The sequence below is a fragment of the Amycolatopsis bullii genome, from assembly GCF_014654205.1.
In the GTDB taxonomy this organism is placed as follows: Bacteria; Actinomycetota; Actinomycetes; order Mycobacteriales; family Pseudonocardiaceae; genus Amycolatopsis; species Amycolatopsis plumensis.
Map to the genome: position 1 here is coordinate 28,646 of NZ_BNAW01000022.1, position 17,648 is coordinate 46,293.

The 17,648-nt window shown below is 71.2% G+C and carries 17 protein-coding genes; 7 read left to right on the forward strand and 10 right to left on the reverse strand.

All coding sequences use genetic code 11. The features are described from left to right. Positions 1 to 18 precede the first annotated feature (18 nt). Positions 19 to 669 carry a response regulator gene (locus IE317_RS23595; RefSeq protein WP_191313514.1) on the reverse strand — a complete coding sequence of 217 codons (651 nt, stop codon included), beginning with the start codon at positions 667 to 669 and terminating at the stop codon, positions 19 to 21. Then, positions 666 to 2,462 carry a sensor histidine kinase gene (locus IE317_RS23600; protein WP_191313515.1) on the reverse strand — a complete coding sequence of 599 codons (1,797 nt, stop codon included), beginning with the start codon at positions 2,460 to 2,462 and terminating at the stop codon, positions 666 to 668. Before IE317_RS23600 ends, IE317_RS23595 begins: the two co-directional genes overlap by 4 nt. Before the next feature lie 173 nt (positions 2,463 to 2,635). On the opposite strand from IE317_RS23600, the gene IE317_RS23605 reads away from it, so the two are divergent. Beyond that, on the forward strand, positions 2,636 to 3,337 hold the full coding sequence (locus tag IE317_RS23605; RefSeq protein WP_191313602.1) for an ABC transporter ATP-binding protein: 702 nt from the start codon (positions 2,636 to 2,638) through the stop codon (positions 3,335 to 3,337). Next, the gene (locus IE317_RS23610; RefSeq protein WP_191313516.1) at positions 3,334 to 5,577 is read left to right on the forward strand and encodes an ABC transporter permease; all 2,244 of its coding nucleotides are present in this window, start codon (positions 3,334 to 3,336) and stop codon (positions 5,575 to 5,577) included. The genes IE317_RS23605 and IE317_RS23610 overlap by 4 nt, the downstream gene beginning before the upstream one ends. Before the next feature lie 102 nt (positions 5,578 to 5,679). Here the strand turns inward: IE317_RS23610 and trmB are convergent, their stop codons facing one another. The 6 genes from trmB to IE317_RS23640 all read right to left on the reverse strand — a co-directional run bounded on the left by trmB (position 5,680) and on the right by IE317_RS23640 (position 10,623). Then, a complete protein-coding gene (trmB, locus tag IE317_RS23615) occupies positions 5,680 to 6,312 on the reverse strand; it encodes a tRNA (guanosine(46)-N7)-methyltransferase TrmB (RefSeq protein WP_229902891.1) in 633 nt (210 codons plus the stop codon). A 75-nt stretch (positions 6,313 to 6,387) separates the two neighbouring features. Beyond that, positions 6,388 to 6,957, reverse strand: a complete 570-nt coding sequence (locus tag IE317_RS23620) for a hypothetical protein (RefSeq protein WP_229902884.1) — start codon at positions 6,955 to 6,957, stop codon at positions 6,388 to 6,390. Between the two features lie 159 nt (positions 6,958 to 7,116). Then, positions 7,117 to 7,872, reverse strand: a complete 756-nt coding sequence (locus tag IE317_RS23625; protein ID WP_191313518.1) for a hypothetical protein — start codon at positions 7,870 to 7,872, stop codon at positions 7,117 to 7,119. Continuing rightward, positions 7,869 to 8,810, reverse strand: coding sequence for an ABC transporter ATP-binding protein (locus IE317_RS23630; RefSeq protein WP_191313519.1), 942 nt, complete (start codon positions 8,808 to 8,810; stop codon positions 7,869 to 7,871). Before IE317_RS23630 ends, IE317_RS23625 begins: the two co-directional genes overlap by 4 nt. A 104-nt stretch (positions 8,811 to 8,914) precedes the next feature. Continuing rightward, complete coding sequence (locus IE317_RS23635; RefSeq protein ID WP_191313520.1) at positions 8,915 to 9,667, reverse strand: ABC transporter permease; 753 nt, start codon at positions 9,665 to 9,667, stop codon at positions 8,915 to 8,917. 17 nt (positions 9,668 to 9,684) lie between these two features. Beyond that, the gene (locus tag IE317_RS23640) at positions 9,685 to 10,623 is read right to left on the reverse strand and encodes an ABC transporter ATP-binding protein (RefSeq protein WP_191313521.1); all 939 of its coding nucleotides are present in this window, start codon (positions 10,621 to 10,623) and stop codon (positions 9,685 to 9,687) included. Between the two features lie 196 nt (positions 10,624 to 10,819). On the opposite strand from IE317_RS23640, the gene IE317_RS23645 reads away from it, so the two are divergent. From IE317_RS23645 to IE317_RS23655, 3 genes are all read left to right on the forward strand, one after another. Then, positions 10,820 to 11,407 (forward strand): TetR/AcrR family transcriptional regulator, encoded by a 588-nt coding sequence (locus IE317_RS23645; RefSeq protein WP_191313522.1) that lies wholly within the window; start codon positions 10,820 to 10,822, stop codon positions 11,405 to 11,407. Next, positions 11,404 to 12,315, forward strand: a complete 912-nt coding sequence (locus IE317_RS23650; protein ID WP_191313523.1) for an SDR family NAD(P)-dependent oxidoreductase — start codon at positions 11,404 to 11,406, stop codon at positions 12,313 to 12,315. Before IE317_RS23645 ends, IE317_RS23650 begins: the two co-directional genes overlap by 4 nt. 160 nt (positions 12,316 to 12,475) lie before the next feature. After that, entirely contained in the window at positions 12,476 to 13,366 is an 891-nt protein-coding gene (locus IE317_RS23655; RefSeq protein ID WP_191313524.1) for an endonuclease domain-containing protein, read from the forward strand. 16 nt (positions 13,367 to 13,382) lie between these two features. On the opposite strand, the gene IE317_RS23660 is transcribed toward IE317_RS23655, so the two are convergent. Together IE317_RS23660 and IE317_RS23665 are read right to left on the reverse strand one after the other, a co-directional pair. Further along, the gene (locus tag IE317_RS23660) at positions 13,383 to 14,039 is read right to left on the reverse strand and encodes a response regulator (protein ID WP_191313525.1); all 657 of its coding nucleotides are present in this window, start codon (positions 14,037 to 14,039) and stop codon (positions 13,383 to 13,385) included. Then, complete coding sequence (locus IE317_RS23665; RefSeq protein WP_444859545.1) at positions 14,036 to 15,208, reverse strand: sensor histidine kinase; 1,173 nt, start codon at positions 15,206 to 15,208, stop codon at positions 14,036 to 14,038. Before IE317_RS23665 ends, IE317_RS23660 begins: the two co-directional genes overlap by 4 nt. 191 nt (positions 15,209 to 15,399) lie before the next feature. Between IE317_RS23665 and IE317_RS23670 the strand changes: the two genes are divergently transcribed. Together IE317_RS23670 and IE317_RS23675 are read left to right on the forward strand one after the other, a co-directional pair. Next, entirely contained in the window at positions 15,400 to 16,926 is a 1,527-nt protein-coding gene (locus IE317_RS23670; protein WP_191313605.1) for a dynamin family protein, read from the forward strand. A 59-nt stretch (positions 16,927 to 16,985) separates the two neighbouring features. Further along, positions 16,986 to 17,633: a hypothetical protein gene (locus IE317_RS23675; protein ID WP_191313526.1), complete on the forward strand. Its 648-nt coding sequence runs from the start codon at positions 16,986 to 16,988 to the stop codon at positions 17,631 to 17,633. Positions 17,634 to 17,648: the final 15 nt, after the last annotated feature.

Here is a 17,648-nt window from a genome sequence, read left to right on the forward strand (position 1 = left end):
GATACTACGCACCCAAAACTACGACACCACTCCGCTCCGCCACGCCCACGCCGCGCTCTCCACCCGGTTCCGCGCACCGATCTTGCTCTGCACCGAAGCCAGGTGCGTCTTCACCGTCGACAACGACATGAACAGCTCCGCGCCGATCTCGGTGTTCGTCAGCCCGCGCGCGACCGCCTTCAGCACGTCCAGCTCGCGCGGGGTCAGCGGCTCGGACGGCGACGCGGCCTGCGGCTTCACCGCACCGCCGTTGAAGTGCTTGAGCAGCCGCACGGTGATCTGCGGCGAGACCAGCGCGTCGCCGCGGTCGGCCGCGCGGACCGCCTCGATCAGCAGCGCCGGGCCCGCGTCCTTCAGCAGGAAGCCGGACGCGCCGTTGCGCAGCGCCGTGTGCACGTACTCGTCGAGGTCGAACGTCGTGACCACGACCACCTTCAGCGGGTCGGCCACGTCCGGCCCGGCCAGCTGCCGGGTGACCTCCAGGCCGTCGAGGCCGGGCATGCGGATGTCGAGCAGGCAGACGTCCGGGCGCAGCTCGCGGGCCTTCGAGACCGCCGAGACGCCGTCCGCGACGTCGGCGACGACTTCGATGTCGTCCTGCGCGTCCAGGATCATGCGGAAACCCATCCGCACCATCTCCTGGTCGTCGGCGATCAGTACCCGGATCACTCGTCCCCTTCCGTGTCTTCTCCGGCCGCCAGCGGCAGCCAAGCTTCGACGCGCCAGCCGCCGTCCGGGTCCCGCCCGGCCGACAACCGGCCCTTGAGCAGCGCGACGCGTTCGCGCATGCCGACCAGACCGTAGCCGCCCGACCCGCCGGCCGGCCGGTGCGCCGTCTCGCGCCCGTTGTCCGTCACCCGGAGGTGCAGCTGCTCCCCCTGCACTTCGGCGACGACGAAGGCCTCGGTCGCGCCCGAGGCGTGCTTGCCGACGTTCGTCAGCGACTCCTGCACCAGCCGCAGCGCCGAGCGGCCGACCTCGTGCGGCAGGTCCGACGGCAGGTCCAGGTGCATCGACGTCGGTACGCCGTGGTTCGCGCTTTCGACCAGTTTTCGCAGGTCGGCGCCGAGGTCGGTGGTGGCCTGCTCGCTGAATTCGCTCATCCCGGCCGGGGCGTCGCCGCGCATCGAGCGGACCAGCCGCCGCATCGCCGCGAGCGCCTCGACGCCGGCGTTCTCGATCCGGGCCATCGCCTCGACCGCGATCTCGGGCTTCTTCTCGGCCATCATCCGCGCGGCCTGGGCCTGCACCACGATCCCGGTGACGTGGTGGGCGACGACGTCGTGCAGCTCCCGGGCCAGCGCCATCCGCTCGGCGGTCTGCGCGTCGCTCACCGCCGTCTGCACGGCCTGGGTGCGCTGGGCGTCCCGCGAGCGCAGCATCAGGCCGACGGCGATCGCGATGCCCAGCATCAGCGTCGCGGCGAAGGCGAGCACCGACAGGGTTTCGGGGTCGGTCTGCAGGCCACGCGACCGGTAGGAGTTGAGGATCGCGGCGAGCGCCACCACGCTCGACAGCACGGCGATCCGCGGCCAGGAGCGGCTCAGCCCCTGGGCGCGGGTCAGGTTCACCACCACCCCCAGGCCGGCGATCACCTGCACGGCCGGCACCCCGCCCGGCATCTGGTAGTCGTAGGACCGCAGGCTCAGGAACGGCGTGACGACCGCGGAGACGAGCATGATCCCGGCGAGGCCGAGCAGCGCGTCGGCGGGCCGCCGCGGGGAGAGCACCGCGACGACGGCCGCGACCAGCGAACAGAACAGGATCGGGAACCCGCGGGCGTTGCTCGAATACGTGTAGCCGAACTCGAACAGCAGCGCGAACGCCAGCAGCCCCATCAGCGGCCACTGCCCCATCGCCAGCTCGTTCACCCGGTTCAGCCCGCGCCGCGGATCGGCCCGCGGCCCGCGGTCCCGCGCGGCGATGGCCGGCACCAGCGAACCGACGAGCAGCAGCAGGCCGAACAGCAGCGCCTGCGAGCCGGTGCCGCTGTCGATGTCACCGACCCCGGCGTACCGGCCGAAGACGGCGACGAGACCGGCGACGACCAGGAAGCCGACCACGCAGAACGCCACGCCCGCCCGCGCCCGGCGGGCCACGTAGTAGACCATCAGCACCCCGGCCACGACCTCGGTGATCGTCACCTTCGGCAGCACGCTGGAGTACGGCGGGAGGTGGAACGAGTGGATGAAGAGCGTGGAGAAGATCAGTACCCCGCCGCCGGTCACCCCGGCGACCGCGGCCCGCTTCTGGGCCCAGAGCCCGCAGGCGGCCATCGCGCAGATGCCGGGCAGCAGGCCGAAGTCGACGAAACGTGGACCGGCGTCGTCGAGCGCCGCCCGCGTCGTGTAGAGGACGTCGAACAGCAGCGCGGCGAACACCACGGCGGAGGGCACGCCGATGCGCCGCACTAGGGCGGCGGCGCGGGTGTAGAGCGTTTTCGGCAGGGGCGCGGCGGGCACAACGTGACGTTACGTGATTCCCCGGTACCCGCACCTTGGCCGAGTGGCCCGCCTGCCCTCGGCCGATCGGCCGAGGTGGACCGGGGCGGCAGTGGCCGTCTGCCCGAAGTGGACACCCCGTGGTTTCGGCGAGGCTCGTCGGCATCAAGATCCGAACCGACAGGGAGAACCTCGTGCACCCGAACACGCCACACGCGACGAACGGTCCGGTGCTCTCCGGCCGCGGGCTGGTGAAGCGCTACGGCACCCAGTACGCCCTGGCCGGCATCGACATCGACATCCAGCCGCGGGACGCCGTCGCCATCGTCGGGCCGTCCGGCTCGGGCAAGACGTCGCTGCTGCACGTGCTGGCCGGCATCCTCCGGGCCGACGACGGGCAGATCTTCCTGGGCGGGCAGCGGATCGACCACCTCGGCGAGAAGAAGCGCAGCGAACTGCGCCGCACCGAGTTCGGGTTCGTCTTCCAGTCGGGGATGCTGGTGGCCGAACTGTCGGCCGAAGAGAACGTCGCCCTGCCGTCGCTGCTGGCCGGGCTCGGGCGCAAGGAAGCCATCGACGCCGGCCGCGGCTGGCTGTCCCGCCTCGGCCTGGCCGGCAAGGAAAAGCGCCGCCCCGGTGAGCTGTCCGGCGGCGAGGCCCAGCGCGTCGCGATCGCGCGGGCGCTGACCCACCGGCCGAAGGTCATCTTCGCCGACGAGCCGACCGGCGCGCTCGATACGCGCACCGGCCGCGAGACGATGGACGCCCTGCTCGGCGCCGCGCACGAGACCGGCGCCGCGGTGATCGTCGTGACGCACGACCGCGAACTGGCCGAGTCGATGCCCAAGACCGTCGCCATCCGCGACGGCCTGATCGCGACGAGGCTGGCGGCGTGAACTCCCTCCAGATCGCCCTGCGGGTGCTGAAGGTCGACCGGCGGACCCGGACGTCGGCGATCCTCACCGCGATCGGGGTGGCCGTCGCGACCGGGCTGGTGCTCCTGCTGGCGACGCTGCCGTTCGCCACCCAGAACCGCGAACAGCGTGCCCTCTGGCAAGGCGAACACCACGTCGGCTACCAGCTCGACGGCCCGCAGAAGCTGCTGTTCAACTCCGCCACGGACTATTTCGACGGGCAGCAGATCGTCCGCGTCGACATCGCGCCGGTCGCCGGTGCCGGGTCAATCGCCCTGCCGCCGGGCGTGCCGCAACTGCCGGGGCCGGGCGAGACCGTCGTGTCGCCCGCGCTCGGCCGGCTCCTGCAGGCCCATCCGGCCGCGCAGCTCGGCGACCGGTTCGGCAAGCCCGTCGGCGCGCTCGGCGAGGGCGCCCTCCGCTTCCCGGAACAGCTCGTCGCGCTCGTCGGGCACACGCCGGACGCGATGCCGGAGAACGCCTACCCGCTGGCGGATTTCCCCGGCGGCAAGGCGAGCCCGGACGCGCTGCTCATGCTGCTGTCCTGGGTCGGGATCATCGTGCTGCTGGTGCCCAGCCTGGTGCTGGTCGCGTCGTCGGCGCGGCTGACCGCGGCCCGGCGGGAACGGCGGCTCGCCGCGATCCGGCTGGCCGGGGCGACGCCGGGGCAGGTCACGAACATGGTGGCCGCCGAGACGACGTTGTCCGCGGGCATCGGCGCGGTGCTCGGGCTGCTGATCAGCCCGGCGCTGCACGGCCTCGCGTCGTTCGTGCCGTGGGCCGGCGGCACCTGGCTGGCGTCCGACTTCGCGCTGCCGATCGGCCTGACGGTGTCCATCGTCGTGGCCATCCCGGTGCTCGTGGTCCTGGCCGGTGTCCTCGGCCTGCGCCGCGTGCTGAAGAACCCGCTGTTCGCCACCGGTGGTCACACGAAGAAACCGCTGCACTGGTGGCGGCTGCTGGCGCTGCCCGCGGCCGGGGCGTTCTTCCTCATCGCCGTGACGACGGTGAAGGAGACAGGGGGCATCGGGCTCGTCATGGCGGGGCTGTTCCTGCTGGTCGGCTCGGCCGCGATCGTCGGGCCGTGGGTGACGTCGGCGGTCGGCGGCACGTTCGTCCGGATCTGGCGGCGCCCGTCCGCGCTGCTCGCCGGCCGCCGCCTGCGTGACGACCCGAAGGGCGCCTACCGCGCGTCCGCCGGGATCGTGCTGGCGGTGTTCGCCGGGTCGATGGCGCTGACGCTGCTGCCGACGTTCGAATCGATGGCCGGCGGCGGGCGGTCCTACGTCGACTCCGTGCTCTACGTCGACAGCGACGGCCGGCACGCGGGCACGATCGTCGACCAGGCCAACGCCGCCCTGCAGAAGTACGGCCAGAACGAGAAGGCGGTCGCGGTCGGCGAGGTCTACCTCGTCAAGGGCCAGGCCCCCAACCGGTACGGCCACCGCGCGCTGGTGATGACCTGCGCCGACGCCGTCAAGCTGACCCGCTACGGGCTGACCCCGGAGAACTGCGCGGGTGGCCCGGCCGTTTTCGGTGACTCGGCGGTCGACCTGGCCGAGTACAAGTTCGCCGCGAGCTGGGAGGGACAGGCGGTGGCCGCGAAGTCGGGGACGCGGGTGGAAGCCGTCCATCCCCGTGACGCGGACCTGTCGGAAACGCTGATCGTCGATCCGGCCGCGCTGCCGGACGGCCTCACGCCGACGGACTACACCGTCGTCGCGCCGACCACCGACGCGAACCGCGAGATCGTCCGGACGGCACTGGCCGGACCGGCGGCCGGCGCGGAGGTCGGCAGCCGCGACCAGTACCTGTACAACCAGCAGACCGAGCTCGGCGACCTGCGCCGGGTAACCGTGATCGGGCTGATCGCGGCGGGGATCCTGGCCGGGTGCAGTGCCGCGGTCGCGACCGCGGGCTCGGTGATGGACCGGCGGCGCACCTTCGGGGCGCTGATGGCCGCGGGCACGCCGGTGCGGGTGCTGGCGAGGGCGTTGCGGATGGAAGCCGCGCTGCCGGCCCTGGTCGCGACCATCGGCGCGGGAATCGTCGGCGTACTGGTCGGCGTTGGGCTCTACAGCATGGTCGACGCGCGGGGCATCGTGCTCAGCCCGTGGCTGCTGGCGCCGGTCGTGCTCGGGGTCGGGGTGGCCCTGCTCGGCGCGTCGGTCTGCACGCCCGCGCTCAAGCGGGTCCAGGCCGAGCCGCTGGCCGACGAATAGGTGTGTTCGCCCCTCTGTCGGGGGAGGGGCGAACACCGGGGGTAGTGAGCTGAAGGGGACTTTCTCCGCAGGGGATCCGGAGGAGGTCCCCTTCAGCGATTCTCAGCGCTTCTCGAAGATGAGGTCGTGCGAGACGCGGCCTTCGACGTCGGCGCGCTGCTCGAACTTGGTCACCGGCCGCCACTCGGGCCGGGGCGCCCAGCCGTCGTACCGGTTCCGCAGGGCCGGTTCCGCGGAGCAGACCTCGAGCATCTGCTCGGCGTAGTTTTCCCAGTCGGTCGCCATGTGGAAGGTGCCGCCCGGCGCGAGCCGCGACGCCACGAGAGCGGCGAACGACGGCGACACGATCCGCCGTTTGTGGTGCTTCTTCTTCGGCCACGGGTCCGGGAAGAACAGCCGCACGCCGTGCAGCGTGTCCGGCTCGACGTGCTCGGTCAGCAGGACGACGGCGTCACCGTGCAGCAGCCGCAGGTTCTCGACGCCCAGCTTTTCGGCGCGCAGCATCAGCTGGCCGAGGCCCGGGTCGTAGACCTCGGCCGCGACGTAGTTCAGCTCCGGCGCCGCGGCGGCCAGCTGCGACGTCGTCTCGCCCATGCCGGAGCCGATCTCCAGCATCACCGGCGCCTCGCGGCCGAACCACGCGGTGAAGTCCAGCGGCCCTTCGGGCAGCTCGCTCACCGTGCGGCCCAGCCGCGGCCAGTGGTCGTCCCACGCCCGCTGCTGCCCGACGGTCATCCGGCCACCGCGCTTGACGTAACTGACCACGCTGCGCAGCCGACGTCCGCCTTCCTCGTTTTGCACCCGCCGAGGTTAACGAACGGCTTCGATCACCCCGAGACGCGACCGCAGTCCGGCGAGCCCGGCGATCGGGATCGGGTCCGGCGTCGGCCCGGTGTGCGCCGGCAGGACGTCGATCCAGCCCTCGTGCCGGTCGGTGTTCATCACCGTGGTGGGAATCGCGTGTCCCGATTTCCCGCGTTCGGACGGCATGAACTCCCAGTAGCCGGATTCGCCGTCCGCGGCCCACGGGACGAATTCCCACCCCGGGCGCCTGCCGAGCAGTTGCGCGATCCGGTCCTCGACGCGGAAACCCTGTTCCCGGGAATCGAGCTTGCCGTCGGCCATCGCGCGCAGCCACCACGGCGCGGGGATCGGCCCGGCCATCCCGGCCGAAGCGCGGAACAGGGCCAGGACGCTGTCTTCGGGCGCGCGGTGCACCCACGCCCGGCGGAGTTCGGACGGCGTCGCGGCCGTCATGGCGGCTTGCGGGAGTTCGATCGCCCGCGACCATTCGAGGTCCAGCATGGGTTCGAGCCGGGGAGCGTCGCCTTCGACGCGGGCTCGGGGAATCGTGCCACCCAATTCTTGCCCGGTGTCCACCGTCAAGATTCACCTCCAGGGGGAGTTCAGACGGGTCCGGTGCTCTCACTTATGAATTTTGCCTGGTCGTAGCAGTATGTCCGGTGCCTGTGAGAGAAGCCACAGCTGTTTCACCTTTTGTTAACAAGGTTTTGTGCGGTATTGAGACGGCGGTCACGCTCAGGCGTCGCGTCGGGCCGTCACGAGTACCCCGGCCGCCACCAGGGCGACGGTGATCGCCGCGAAGTAACCCAAGTACCCCCACGGGCCGAGCGGCGCGGGCGCCAGCCCCAGCGGTCCCGCGGCGAACCCGCCCGCCCCGACGAACTCGTCGGCGGCGTGGAACGGCATCCACTGGTAGACGTGCTTGCCGATGCCCGGAATGAAGACCAAGAGCCCTTCGAGCACCTGGGTCCACACGATGACCACCGTCAGCGCGAAGGCGACGCTGCGCAGCAGGAGCGCCACGCCGACCCCCGCCACCGCGGTGAACAGGAAGACCAGGCTCTGGCCGAGCACCGCGCGCCAGTCCGCGGCGGTGTGCAGCGCGAAGTCGGCGTCCGGCTGCACCAATGCGGCCATCGCCCACGAACCGAAGCCGATGACCAGCCCGAGCACCGCGCCCACCGCGCCGACGACCACGACCTTGGCCAGCAGCGCGGGCACCCGGCTCGGCACCGCCTGGAAGGTCAGCCGCATGGTGCCCCAATTGAACTCCGACGCCGTCGCGAGCACCGCCAGGACGAGCAGCACGGTCCGGCCGTTGCCGCTCACGAGCTGGCTGTTGCCGACGGTCGGCGGGAGTTCCGGGCCGGCCAGCGCGAAGAACAGCGCGGTCAGCGCGATCGGCGCGACGATCGCGATGGTCAGGCACCACACCGGCGCGCGGGTGCTGAAGAGCTTGATGCGCTCGGCGCGCAGGAGGTTGGTGATCATCGGGCGGCCTCCGAAGACGGCACAGACGGCACAGACGACACAGACGGCACCGCGAACTCGACGGCGTCGCGGGTGAGGTCGAGATAGGCCTGCTCGAGCGAGCCGGTGATCGGGCTCAGCTCGTGCAGCGTCGCGCCGGCGTCGAAGGCGAGCTGCCCGATCCGGTCACTGTCCAATCCGGACACCACGAAGGCGCCGTCGGCTTCGGTGAACTCGGCCTGCCCGGTCAGTGCCGCGCGCAGCTGCTCGGCGTGCGGGGTGCGGACGCGGACGCCGTGTTCACTCGTCTGTGCGATGAAGTCGTCCATGGTGCCCTGGTAGATCAGCCGGCCGCGGCCGATCACCACGAGGTCCTGCGCGGTTTGCGCCATTTCCGGCAGCAGGTGGCTGGACACGAACACGGTCCGGCCTTCGGCGGCCAGCGCGTGCAGCAGCTGCCGGATCCACGCCATGCCCTCGGGGTCGAGGCCGTTCACCGGCTCGTCGAACAGCAGCACGCGCGGGTCGCCGAGCAGGGCGGCGGCGATCCCGAGGCGCTGCTGCATGCCGAGCGAGTACTGCAGGACACGCGTCTTGCCGACGCTGGTCAGCCCGACCAGGGCGAGCACCTCTTCGACGCGCTTGTCCGGGATGCCGTTGGTCGCGGCCAGCCAGCGCAGGTGGTCGCGCCCGCTGCGGCCGGGGTGGCGCCAGGTGGCGTCCAGCATCGCCCCGACCGTCCTCAGTGGATCTTTCAGCTCGCGGTACGGGACGCCGTCGACGAGCACCCGGCCCGCGTCGGGGCGGTCGAGGCCGAGGATCAGCCGCATCGTCGTGGACTTGCCGGCGCCGTTGGGGCCGAGGAAACCGGTGACGCGCCCCGACCGGGCGGTGAACGTCAGTTCGCTGACCGCGGTGGTGGCGCCGTACCGCTTGGTCAGTGCTGTCGCTTCGATCATGAGCTCCCCGTCCGTCCAGGCGAGCCTACTGCGAAACACCGGATCCGGGTCGCCCCCCGACAGCGCGACCCGGATCCGGTGTTTCCCCTTTCCCCTGTTACCCCCTAGGCGTCCCGCTTCTTCGCGACCCCGAGCGCGATGAGCAGGAACACGATGGCGATGCCGGCGAAGTACGCCAGCGCCCAGCCCGGGCTCAGCGGCGAGTCCGACGGCGGCGGGCCGTCGCCCCCGGCGGCGGAGCCGCGCAGGAACTTGTTCGCCACGTTGAACGGCAGCCACTCGTGGATGTGGTGCCCGATCTTCGGGATGAGCTGCACCAGCTCTTCGACGGCCAAGTAGTAGATGAGCAGCAGGGCGATGGCGCCGGCGCTGTGCCGGATGAGGATCCCGAGCGCGACGGCCAGCACGGCGGCGACCGCGAACACCGGCCCGAGCCCGGCGACGTTCATCCAGTCCTGCGTGGTGTGCAGGCCGATGCCGTCGTTCGGCCGCATCAGCATGCTGAGGCCGAGGGCGCCGAACGCGGCGATCTCCCCGATGACCAGCGCCATCAGCGCGACGACGATCGCCTTGGCGACCAGCGCCGGCGAGCGGTGCGGCACCGCCTGGAAGGTCGTCCGGATGGTGTTGAAGCGGTATTCGGTGGTCACCGCGAGCGCGGCGAGCACCATGACGACGGCGATGCCGAACTGGGAACCGCCGAACTGGGTGGCGGCCACGGTGACCGGCTCGTCGGCGGGCGACGCGCCGGAGAAGATGGCGGCGAACCCGATGGCCAGTGCCAGGGTGATGAGCGCGCACCACCAGGGCGAGCGGGTGCTGAACAGTTTGATGCGTTCGACCGCGAGCAGGTTCATGATCTTGGTTTCCCCGGTTACTTGGCGGACTCGAGCACGTGCTGCGCCTCGGCGTCGAGGCCGGTGTGGTACTCGACGGAGTCGCCGGTGATCTGCATGAAGGCCTGCTCGAGCGAGCCGGTCTGCGGGCTCAGCTCGTGCAGCACGATCCGGTTGGCGGCGGCGATCTCGCCGATCTTGTCGCTGTCCATCCCGGACACCACGAGCGCGCCGGCCTCGGCGGCGACCCCGGCGCTGGCGCGCTGCAGAGCGTCCTGGAGCTCGGCCAGCTGCGGAGAGCGCACCTTCACCGTGTTCTCGGCCGCGCGGGAGACGAAGTCTTGGGTGGACGACTGCGAAATCAGCTGCCCCCGGCCGATCACCACGAGGTTGCTCGCGGTCAGCGCCATCTCCGAAAGCAGGTGGCTCGACACGAAAACCGTGCGGCCTTCGTCGGCCAGCCGGTGCATGAACTTCCGGATCCAGAGGATGCCCTCGGGGTCGAGGCCGTTCACCGGCTCGTCGAACAGCAGCACCTCGGGGTCGCCGAGCAGGGCGGCCGCGATGCCGAGACGCTGCGACATGCCGAGCGAGAACCCGCCGGCGCGCTTGTTCGCGACGCTGGTCAGGCCGACCGTCTCGAGGACTTCGTCGACGCGGCTCGCCGGGATGCGGTTGGACTTCGCCATCCAGAGCAGGTGGGCGCGCGCCGAACGGTTCGGGTGCACCCACTTCGCGTCGAGCAGCGCGCCGACGGTGCGCAGCGGCTCCTTGAGGTCGTGGTACTTCTTGCCCCCGATGGTGACCTGGCCGCCCGTCGGGTTGTCCAGGCCCAGGATCATCCGCATGGTGGTGGACTTGCCGGCTCCGTTCGGACCGAGGAAGCCGGTGACCTGTCCCGCGGACACGGAGAACGACAGGTTGTTCACCGCCAGCGTCTTTCCGTACCGTTTGGTGAGGCTCGTTGCCTCGATCATGGCTGCTCCTCTTCCGCCCCTCGCTTACGACGCGTTCATCGTCGCGGGTCGGGGACGGTTGCGCGTCACCCTGAAGGCCGAACCGCTCCCCCTACCTGAGTAGTACCTTGCTGGCTCTTCGGCCGATGCGCGATCCGTGATGACCCTGAGTCGACCCTGATTCGACGTCATTAATGAACTGTGGTTCAATAACTGCGTGGCCCGGCCGAGGAGCATCACCGACGAGCGGCTGCTGGCCGCGGCGGAGACCGTGATCGGCCGCTGCGGCCCCGGTTTCACGCTCGCGCAGGTGGCGGCGGAGGCCGGGGTTTCGGTCGGCACGGTCGCGCAGCGGTTCGGCTCGAAGAGCGGCCTGCTGCAGGCGATGAGCCGGCGGGCCACGCGGCGGGCGGTCGAGCAGATGCGGGAGTGCGCCGAGCGGGCGGACGACCCGGTCGGCGGCCTGCGCGCCGCGGCGGTGTCGGTCTACGCGGTGCTCGGGGACGCCGAAGAGGCGGCGAACCACCTGGGCCAGCTCGGTGTGGACATCGGCGACCCGGTGCTGCGGTCGTTGCTGGGCGAGCACTTCACGGCGGTCGAAGAAGAACTGCGGCGGCTCGTGCGGGCGGCGGCTCCTTCGCTGCCGCGCGCGCCGAGCGTGCCGCGGGCGGCCCGGGTCGTGCTGGACGTGATCAACGGGGTGTCGCTCGACTGGTCGATCCGGCCGCACGGGCGGCTGGCCGACCGGCTGGCGGAGGACGTCGACGCGGTGCTGACCGCGTGGCGGGGACGGGAGGATTCATGAGCTTGGAAGGCAAGGTTGCCGTGGTCACCGGGGCGACCCGGGGCTGTGGCCGGGCGATCGCGGTGGAGCTGGGCCGCGCGGGCGCGACGGTGTACGTCACCGGCCGCACGACGCGCGAAACGACGTCACCGATGAAGCGACCGGAGACGATCGAAGAGACGGGCGAGCTGGTCGAAGCGGCGGGCGGCAAGGCGGTGGTGGTCCGCTGCGACTTCACCTCGGTGTCCGATGTGGACGCGCTGAAGGCCCGCATTGAGTCCGAAGTGGACGGAATCGACATCCTGGTCGACGACGTCTGGGGCGGCGACATGTACTTCCACTTCGACGCGCCCTACTGGGAGACACCGCTGGAGGACGCACTGACCCTGACGCACAACGCGCTCGACACGCACCTCATCGCGTTGCACAAGCTCCTGCCGCTGGTGGTCGCCCGCCGCGGCCTGGTCCTCGAGGTGACCGACGGCGACAACGACGACTACGTCGGCGCGGGCTTCCCCTACTACCTGGCCAAGTGCGGCATCCGCGCGCTCGGCCGGGCTCTCGGTGTGGAGCTGAAGAAGTACGACTGCGTCGGCCTCGCGGTGACGCCGGGCTTCCTCCGTTCCGAGTCGATGCTCGACCACTTCGAGGTCACCGAGGACAACTGGCGCGACGCGGTCGGCAAGCTCGCGCCGGTCGACTTCAAGATCTCCGAGACGCCGTACCTCCTGGCCCGCGGCGTTGCGGCCCTGGCGCAGGACCCGGAGGTCGCCCGCTTCGCCGGCCAGACCCTGGCGTCCTGGACCCTGATGAAGGAGTACGGCTACACGGACATCGACGGCGACCGCCCGGACTTCGGCCGCTGGCTCACCGAAGTCCGCCACGCGGGCAAGGACCCGGCGACCACCCCACCGGACGACTTCCGCTGAGCGTCACTTTCCCTATGAAAGTGCCGCGCCGGACGTCCGTAGGTGCAACTTTCATAGGGAAAGTGACGGGTTGGGGAGGGAATTCGGGGGATGGGGACAACTGTGGCCCAGTTGATCTTGAGGCGGCCTGGCTGTCGGTGGTCCGCCGCAGCCTGGGCAGATGTTCAGCCTCCGCAACAGTGACCTGATCGACTTCGCCGAGCCCTTCATCGGGACCCACGCCGTGGCCGAAGGTGCGTTGACGTCGTGTGCCTTGCGATCGCCTCTGTTCACCCGGTTGTTCCGGAACGTCTACGTCGCCTCGACGACCGAAGTGACGCATGCGATGCGATGCCGGGCCGCTGCTTTGCTCGCACCGGGTGACGCCGTCCTGTCGGGGTGTTCGGCTGCGGCCGTCAAGGGCTTGGAACTGGTCGGTTCGCACGACCCGGTCGAATTCGTCGTGCCGGAAAACGTGGGGTTCGCGCGACAGGCGGGGCTGCACATCCGGCGAACCTGCCGGAGAGACATCGACAGTGAGCCGTGGGAAGGCGTCCGGCTCGCCACACCCCTGCGGCTCGCCTTGGACACCCTCACGAACACCAAGCTCCACCGTTCGCTTCCCCGGGTCGTCGGCTACCTCGACGTTCTCCTCCGCAGCGGCTTGGTGAACCTGGCCGAGCTGCACAACTACCTCGGATCACGCCGCGACAACGGAATGGTGCGGGCCAGGAAGGCGGTCGAGCTGGCGGACGCGCGTTCGGAGAGTGTTCCCGAGTCGGAGCTGCGAGTGTGGCTCACCGTCGCCGGCCTCAAGCCGGAGGTTCAGGTCGACGTCGTGAGCAGAAGAGGTCACTTCCTCGGCCGTCTCGACTTGGGGTTCCCCGCGCAGAAGCTGGCGATCGAATACGACGGCGAGTGGCATCTCGAAGGCATCCAGCCGCAGCTCGACGCGCAGCGCCGCACCGCGATCGAGGCCGAGGGCTGGCGCTTCCTGATCGTCACCAAGGTGGAGTTGTACGGCGAGCCGAAGCGCGTGGTCGCGAGCGTTCGCGCGGCACTTTCCCTATGAAAGTTGCGCTGAGGATTCAGCCGAGGCCGGGGCGGGCGAGGCCGGTTTCGTAGGCCAGCACCACCGCCTGCACCCGGTCCCGCAGCTCCAGCTTCGCCAGGATCCGGCCGACGTGCGTCTTCACCGTCGCCTCGGACAGGAACAGCGTCTCGGCGATCTCCAGGTTCGACATGCCCTTGGCGATCAGCACGAGCACCTCGCGCTCGCGGTCGGTGAGGACGTCCAGCTCGGCGGTGTCCCGCATCGGCGGGCCGCCGGTGCCGACGAAGCGGTCCAGGAGCCGGCGGGTCACCGACGGCGAAACCACCGCGTCACCCGAAGCGACCGCGCGCAGCGCCGACACCAGGTGGTCGGGCTGGGTGTCCTTGAGCAGGAACCCGCTCGCCCCGCCCTGGAGTGCCGCGTAGACGTACTCGTCGAGGTCGAACGTCGTCATCACCAGCACCCGCGCGGTGCCGTCGGCGACGATCCGCTTCGTCGCCTCGACGCCGTCGAGCACCGGCATCCGGACGTCCATCAGCACGACGTCGGGCCGCAGCCGCGAAGCCAGCTCGATCGCCTGCGCGCCGTCGCCCGCCTCGCCGACGACGTCGATGTCGGCTTGGGCACCCAGCACCATCCGGAACCCGACGCGCATCAGTTCCTGGTCGTCGACGACCACCACCCGGATCACTTGTCCAACCTAACCGGCAGGGTCGCCCGGACCTGCCATCCACCGCCCGGAGCCGGGCCCACGTCCAACTTCCCGCCGTACACGTGCGCGCGCTCGCGCATGCCGATCAAGCCGTTCCCGCCCGGCAGCCGGGGATCGCGCCGCCCGGCCGGCACCAGCTGCGGGACGCGGCCGGCGCCGTCGTCGGACACCAGCACCTCGACCAGGTCGCCGGTGCGGTGCACCCGCACCGAAGCGGTCGCGCCGCGCCCGGCGTGCTTGAGCGTGTTGGTCAGCGACTCCTGCACGATCCGGTAGATGCCGAGCGAGACGCCGGCCGGCAGGTCGCCGAGCTCGCCGAGCTCCAGGTCCACCGGCACCCCGGCGGTGCGCATCCGGTCGGCCAGGTCGGCGAGGGCGTGCGCGTCCGGCTGCGGCACCCGGGGCTCGCCGTCCGCGTCGTCGCTGCGGAGCACGTCCAGCAGGCGCCGCAGTTCGCCGAGCGCGCCGCGGCCGGTCTCGGAAATCGTTTGCAGGGCCCGGTGAGCGAGCTCGGGGTTGCTCTGGATCGCGTACGACGCGCCGTCGGCCTGCACGACCATGACGCTCACCGCGTGCGCGACGACGTCGTGCAGCTCACGCGCGATCCGCCCGCGCTCTTCGGCCACCGCGATCCGGGTGGCCTGGTCGCGTTCGGTCTCGAGCAGGTGCAACCGGGCCTCCACTTCGACGTCGTAGGCGCGCCGGGCCCCGACGAACTCGCCGAGGGTCCAGCACAGGGCGATCCCGAACGCGAGGAACAACGCGGAGATGACGAGCTCGTCCGGCCGGTCCAGCACGGCCTGCAGGACCGACGCGGCCACGACCGCGCCGACGTACACCAGCCCCTGCCGCCGCCCGGCGTAGACGACGACCGAGTAGATGCTCATGGCCAGCCCGGCGACGCTGCCGATGCCGAGCATGAGCGACGCGTGCACGACGCTCACCACCAGCACGACGTACGCCGACCACAGCGGCGACTTTCGCCGGAACACCAGCGGCGTCACCATCGCGATGTTCACCGGCACGGCGACGTACCAGGGCGGCACGTCCGGGAGCTCGGCGAGCCCGTCGGCGGCGAACAGCAGCAGGTCGAACAGGCCGAGCAGGACGGCGAGCACCGAGTCGCCCGCCATGGGGTGGGCACGCATCCACAGGCTCAGCCGTCGCACCAGGCAACACTAGGTGGCGCCGCGGGAACCGCGCGTCGGCCGCCGGTACCACCTTCGGTGCGACCTGGGGATGACCCGCATGGCACGATTCACCGGGTGGTCGCCTACGACGGGGAGGGCTGGGGGCCGTGACGTCACCGGAGCAGGGCCGGCTCGCGGGTCCGCTGTCGATGTCGGTGGCCAACCTGTGCCACCGCCTGCAGCCGCAGGTCTCCGCGCGCACCGCCGCGGGGTTCGCCGAGGTGCTGCGCCGGCTCGGCGCGCCCCTGCAGGTGGCCGTGGCCGGCCGGATCAAGTCGGGCAAGTCGACGCTGGTCAACGCGCTGATCGGGCGCCGGGTCGCGCCGACCGACATCGGTGAGTGCACGCGGCTGGTGACCCGGTTCCAGTACGGCACGGTCGACCGCGTCGAGATCGTCTTCACCGACGGCCGCAAGCAGGTGCTCCCGTTCGCCTCCGACGGCATGATCCCCGCCGAGCTGGGCGTCGACATCGAGCAGGTGTCGCACATCGAGGCGTACCTGACCAACGCCGTCCTCCAGGGCATGACGGTGATCGACACCCCGGGCCTCGGCTCGCTCGACGCCGCTTCGGTGTCCCGCACCGAGCAGCTGCTGGGCGCGGCGAAGCACCGCAAGGAGGACCCCGAGGGAGAGGACACGGAGGGCTCGGACGAACTCGACGACACCTCGCGCAACGCCGTCGCCGGCGCCGAGGCCGTCCTGTACGTCGTCACCCAGGGCGTCCGCGCGGACGACCAGCAGGCCCTCGCCGCCTTCACCGCGGCCACCGCGAGCCGCGAGGCGGGCCCGGTCAACGCGATCGCCGTGCTCAACAAGGCCGACACGATCGCGCCCGAGTCCGTCGAAGGTTCCGGCGGCGACATCTGGCGGGCCGCCACGCTGCTCGCGGAGAAGCAGGCGTCGACGTTGAAGCCGCGGGTCGCCGACGTGCTGCCGGTGATCGGCCTGATCGCCGAATCCGCCGAGTCCGGCGGGTTCACCTCCGCCGACGCCGAGGCCCTGCGGCAGCTCGCCGAGCTCGACGACGATGTCCTGCAGACCATGCTGATCTCGGCCGACATCTTCACGAGCTGGGACTGCGACGTCCCGGCGGGCACCCGGCTGCGGCTGCTGGAGAAGCTCGACCTGTTCGGCGTTTCGCACGCCGTCGAGGCCATCCGCAAGGAGCCGGAGATCACGGCGGGCGCGTTGCGGCGGTCCCTGCTCGACGCGTCCGGCCTGGAAGCGGTCCGGCAGCGGCTGGCGGTGGTCTTCGCGGCCCGTGCCGACGGCATCAAGGCGGCCGCGGCACTGGCCTCGGTGACGGCGCTCGCGCACGCGTCGGCCGACCCGGCCGAGCGCCAGCGCGTCCACGACGCCATCGAGGTGCTGCTCGCCAAGCCCGAAGCCCACCAGCTGCGGCTGCTGGAAGCGCTGACGCTGGTCGCCTCCGGCGCGGTCGACATGCCGGAGGACCTGTCCGAAGAGGTGCTGCGGGTGGGCAGCAACGCCGACATCGGCGCCCAGCTCGGCAAGCCCGGCGCCCCGCGGCCGGAACTGGCCGCGCACGCCCTCGAGCGCGCGGGCTGGTGGCGGTCCTTCGCGTCCTTCGGCGCGACGCCGGCGCAGAGCCGCGTCGCCCACGTGGTGCACCGGGCGTACTTCTTGATCTGGCAACAGCTCAGGGAAGCGTGAGTTTGTCTCTGCTTGCCAACTTTCCCTGGTAGGACCGGTTCCCCGCGTACTGTTGAGTCGTGCGCCTAGAAAACACGACATCCTGGCGAGCCGGCTGGAGCAGCGAGACCGAGGTCGACGTCGCGCTGTACATCCGTGACGCCCTGGCACTGTCCGTTTCCGAAGGACAGGTGCTGCCGCCAGTGGAGCCGCAGGTCCCGGTGCACGTCCCGGCCGGCCTCGACCGGGCCGCCGTCCAGGCGCAGTGGGCCGACTGGTGGGTCGACCTGCTGGCCTTCCTCCGCAACCGCGAGGACCCGGACCCGCGCAACCCGCGCTCCCGCTACGGCAGGCCCGCGTTCGCGCAGGGATCGGCGATGCGGCAGGCGCTCGAGTTCTTCGGCCCGGCCGCGGCCCGCCACTTCGCCAACGCCCGCGGCCCCGCCCTGCGCGGGGGCGGCGAGCCGGCAGGCAACACCCCCTGGGCACCCGGCTTCTACCGCCGCCAGATCGTGGCCGGCGAGCGGCTCGGCCAGCTGGTGCGCGAGGCCGAGGTCCGGCACGGCCGCCGCGCCTACCCCTTCCGCCTGAACGTCATCGAGATCTCGGTCGCCGGTTCGATCTGGCTGCGCACGGCCGAAGACCAGCTGCTCGTCTCCTCCCGCCTCGCCGAAAACGGGCCGGGCCTGGAAGCGGTCCTCCGCGAGGTCATCGACGAGCTCGTCTGACCCCCCGGATTTCAT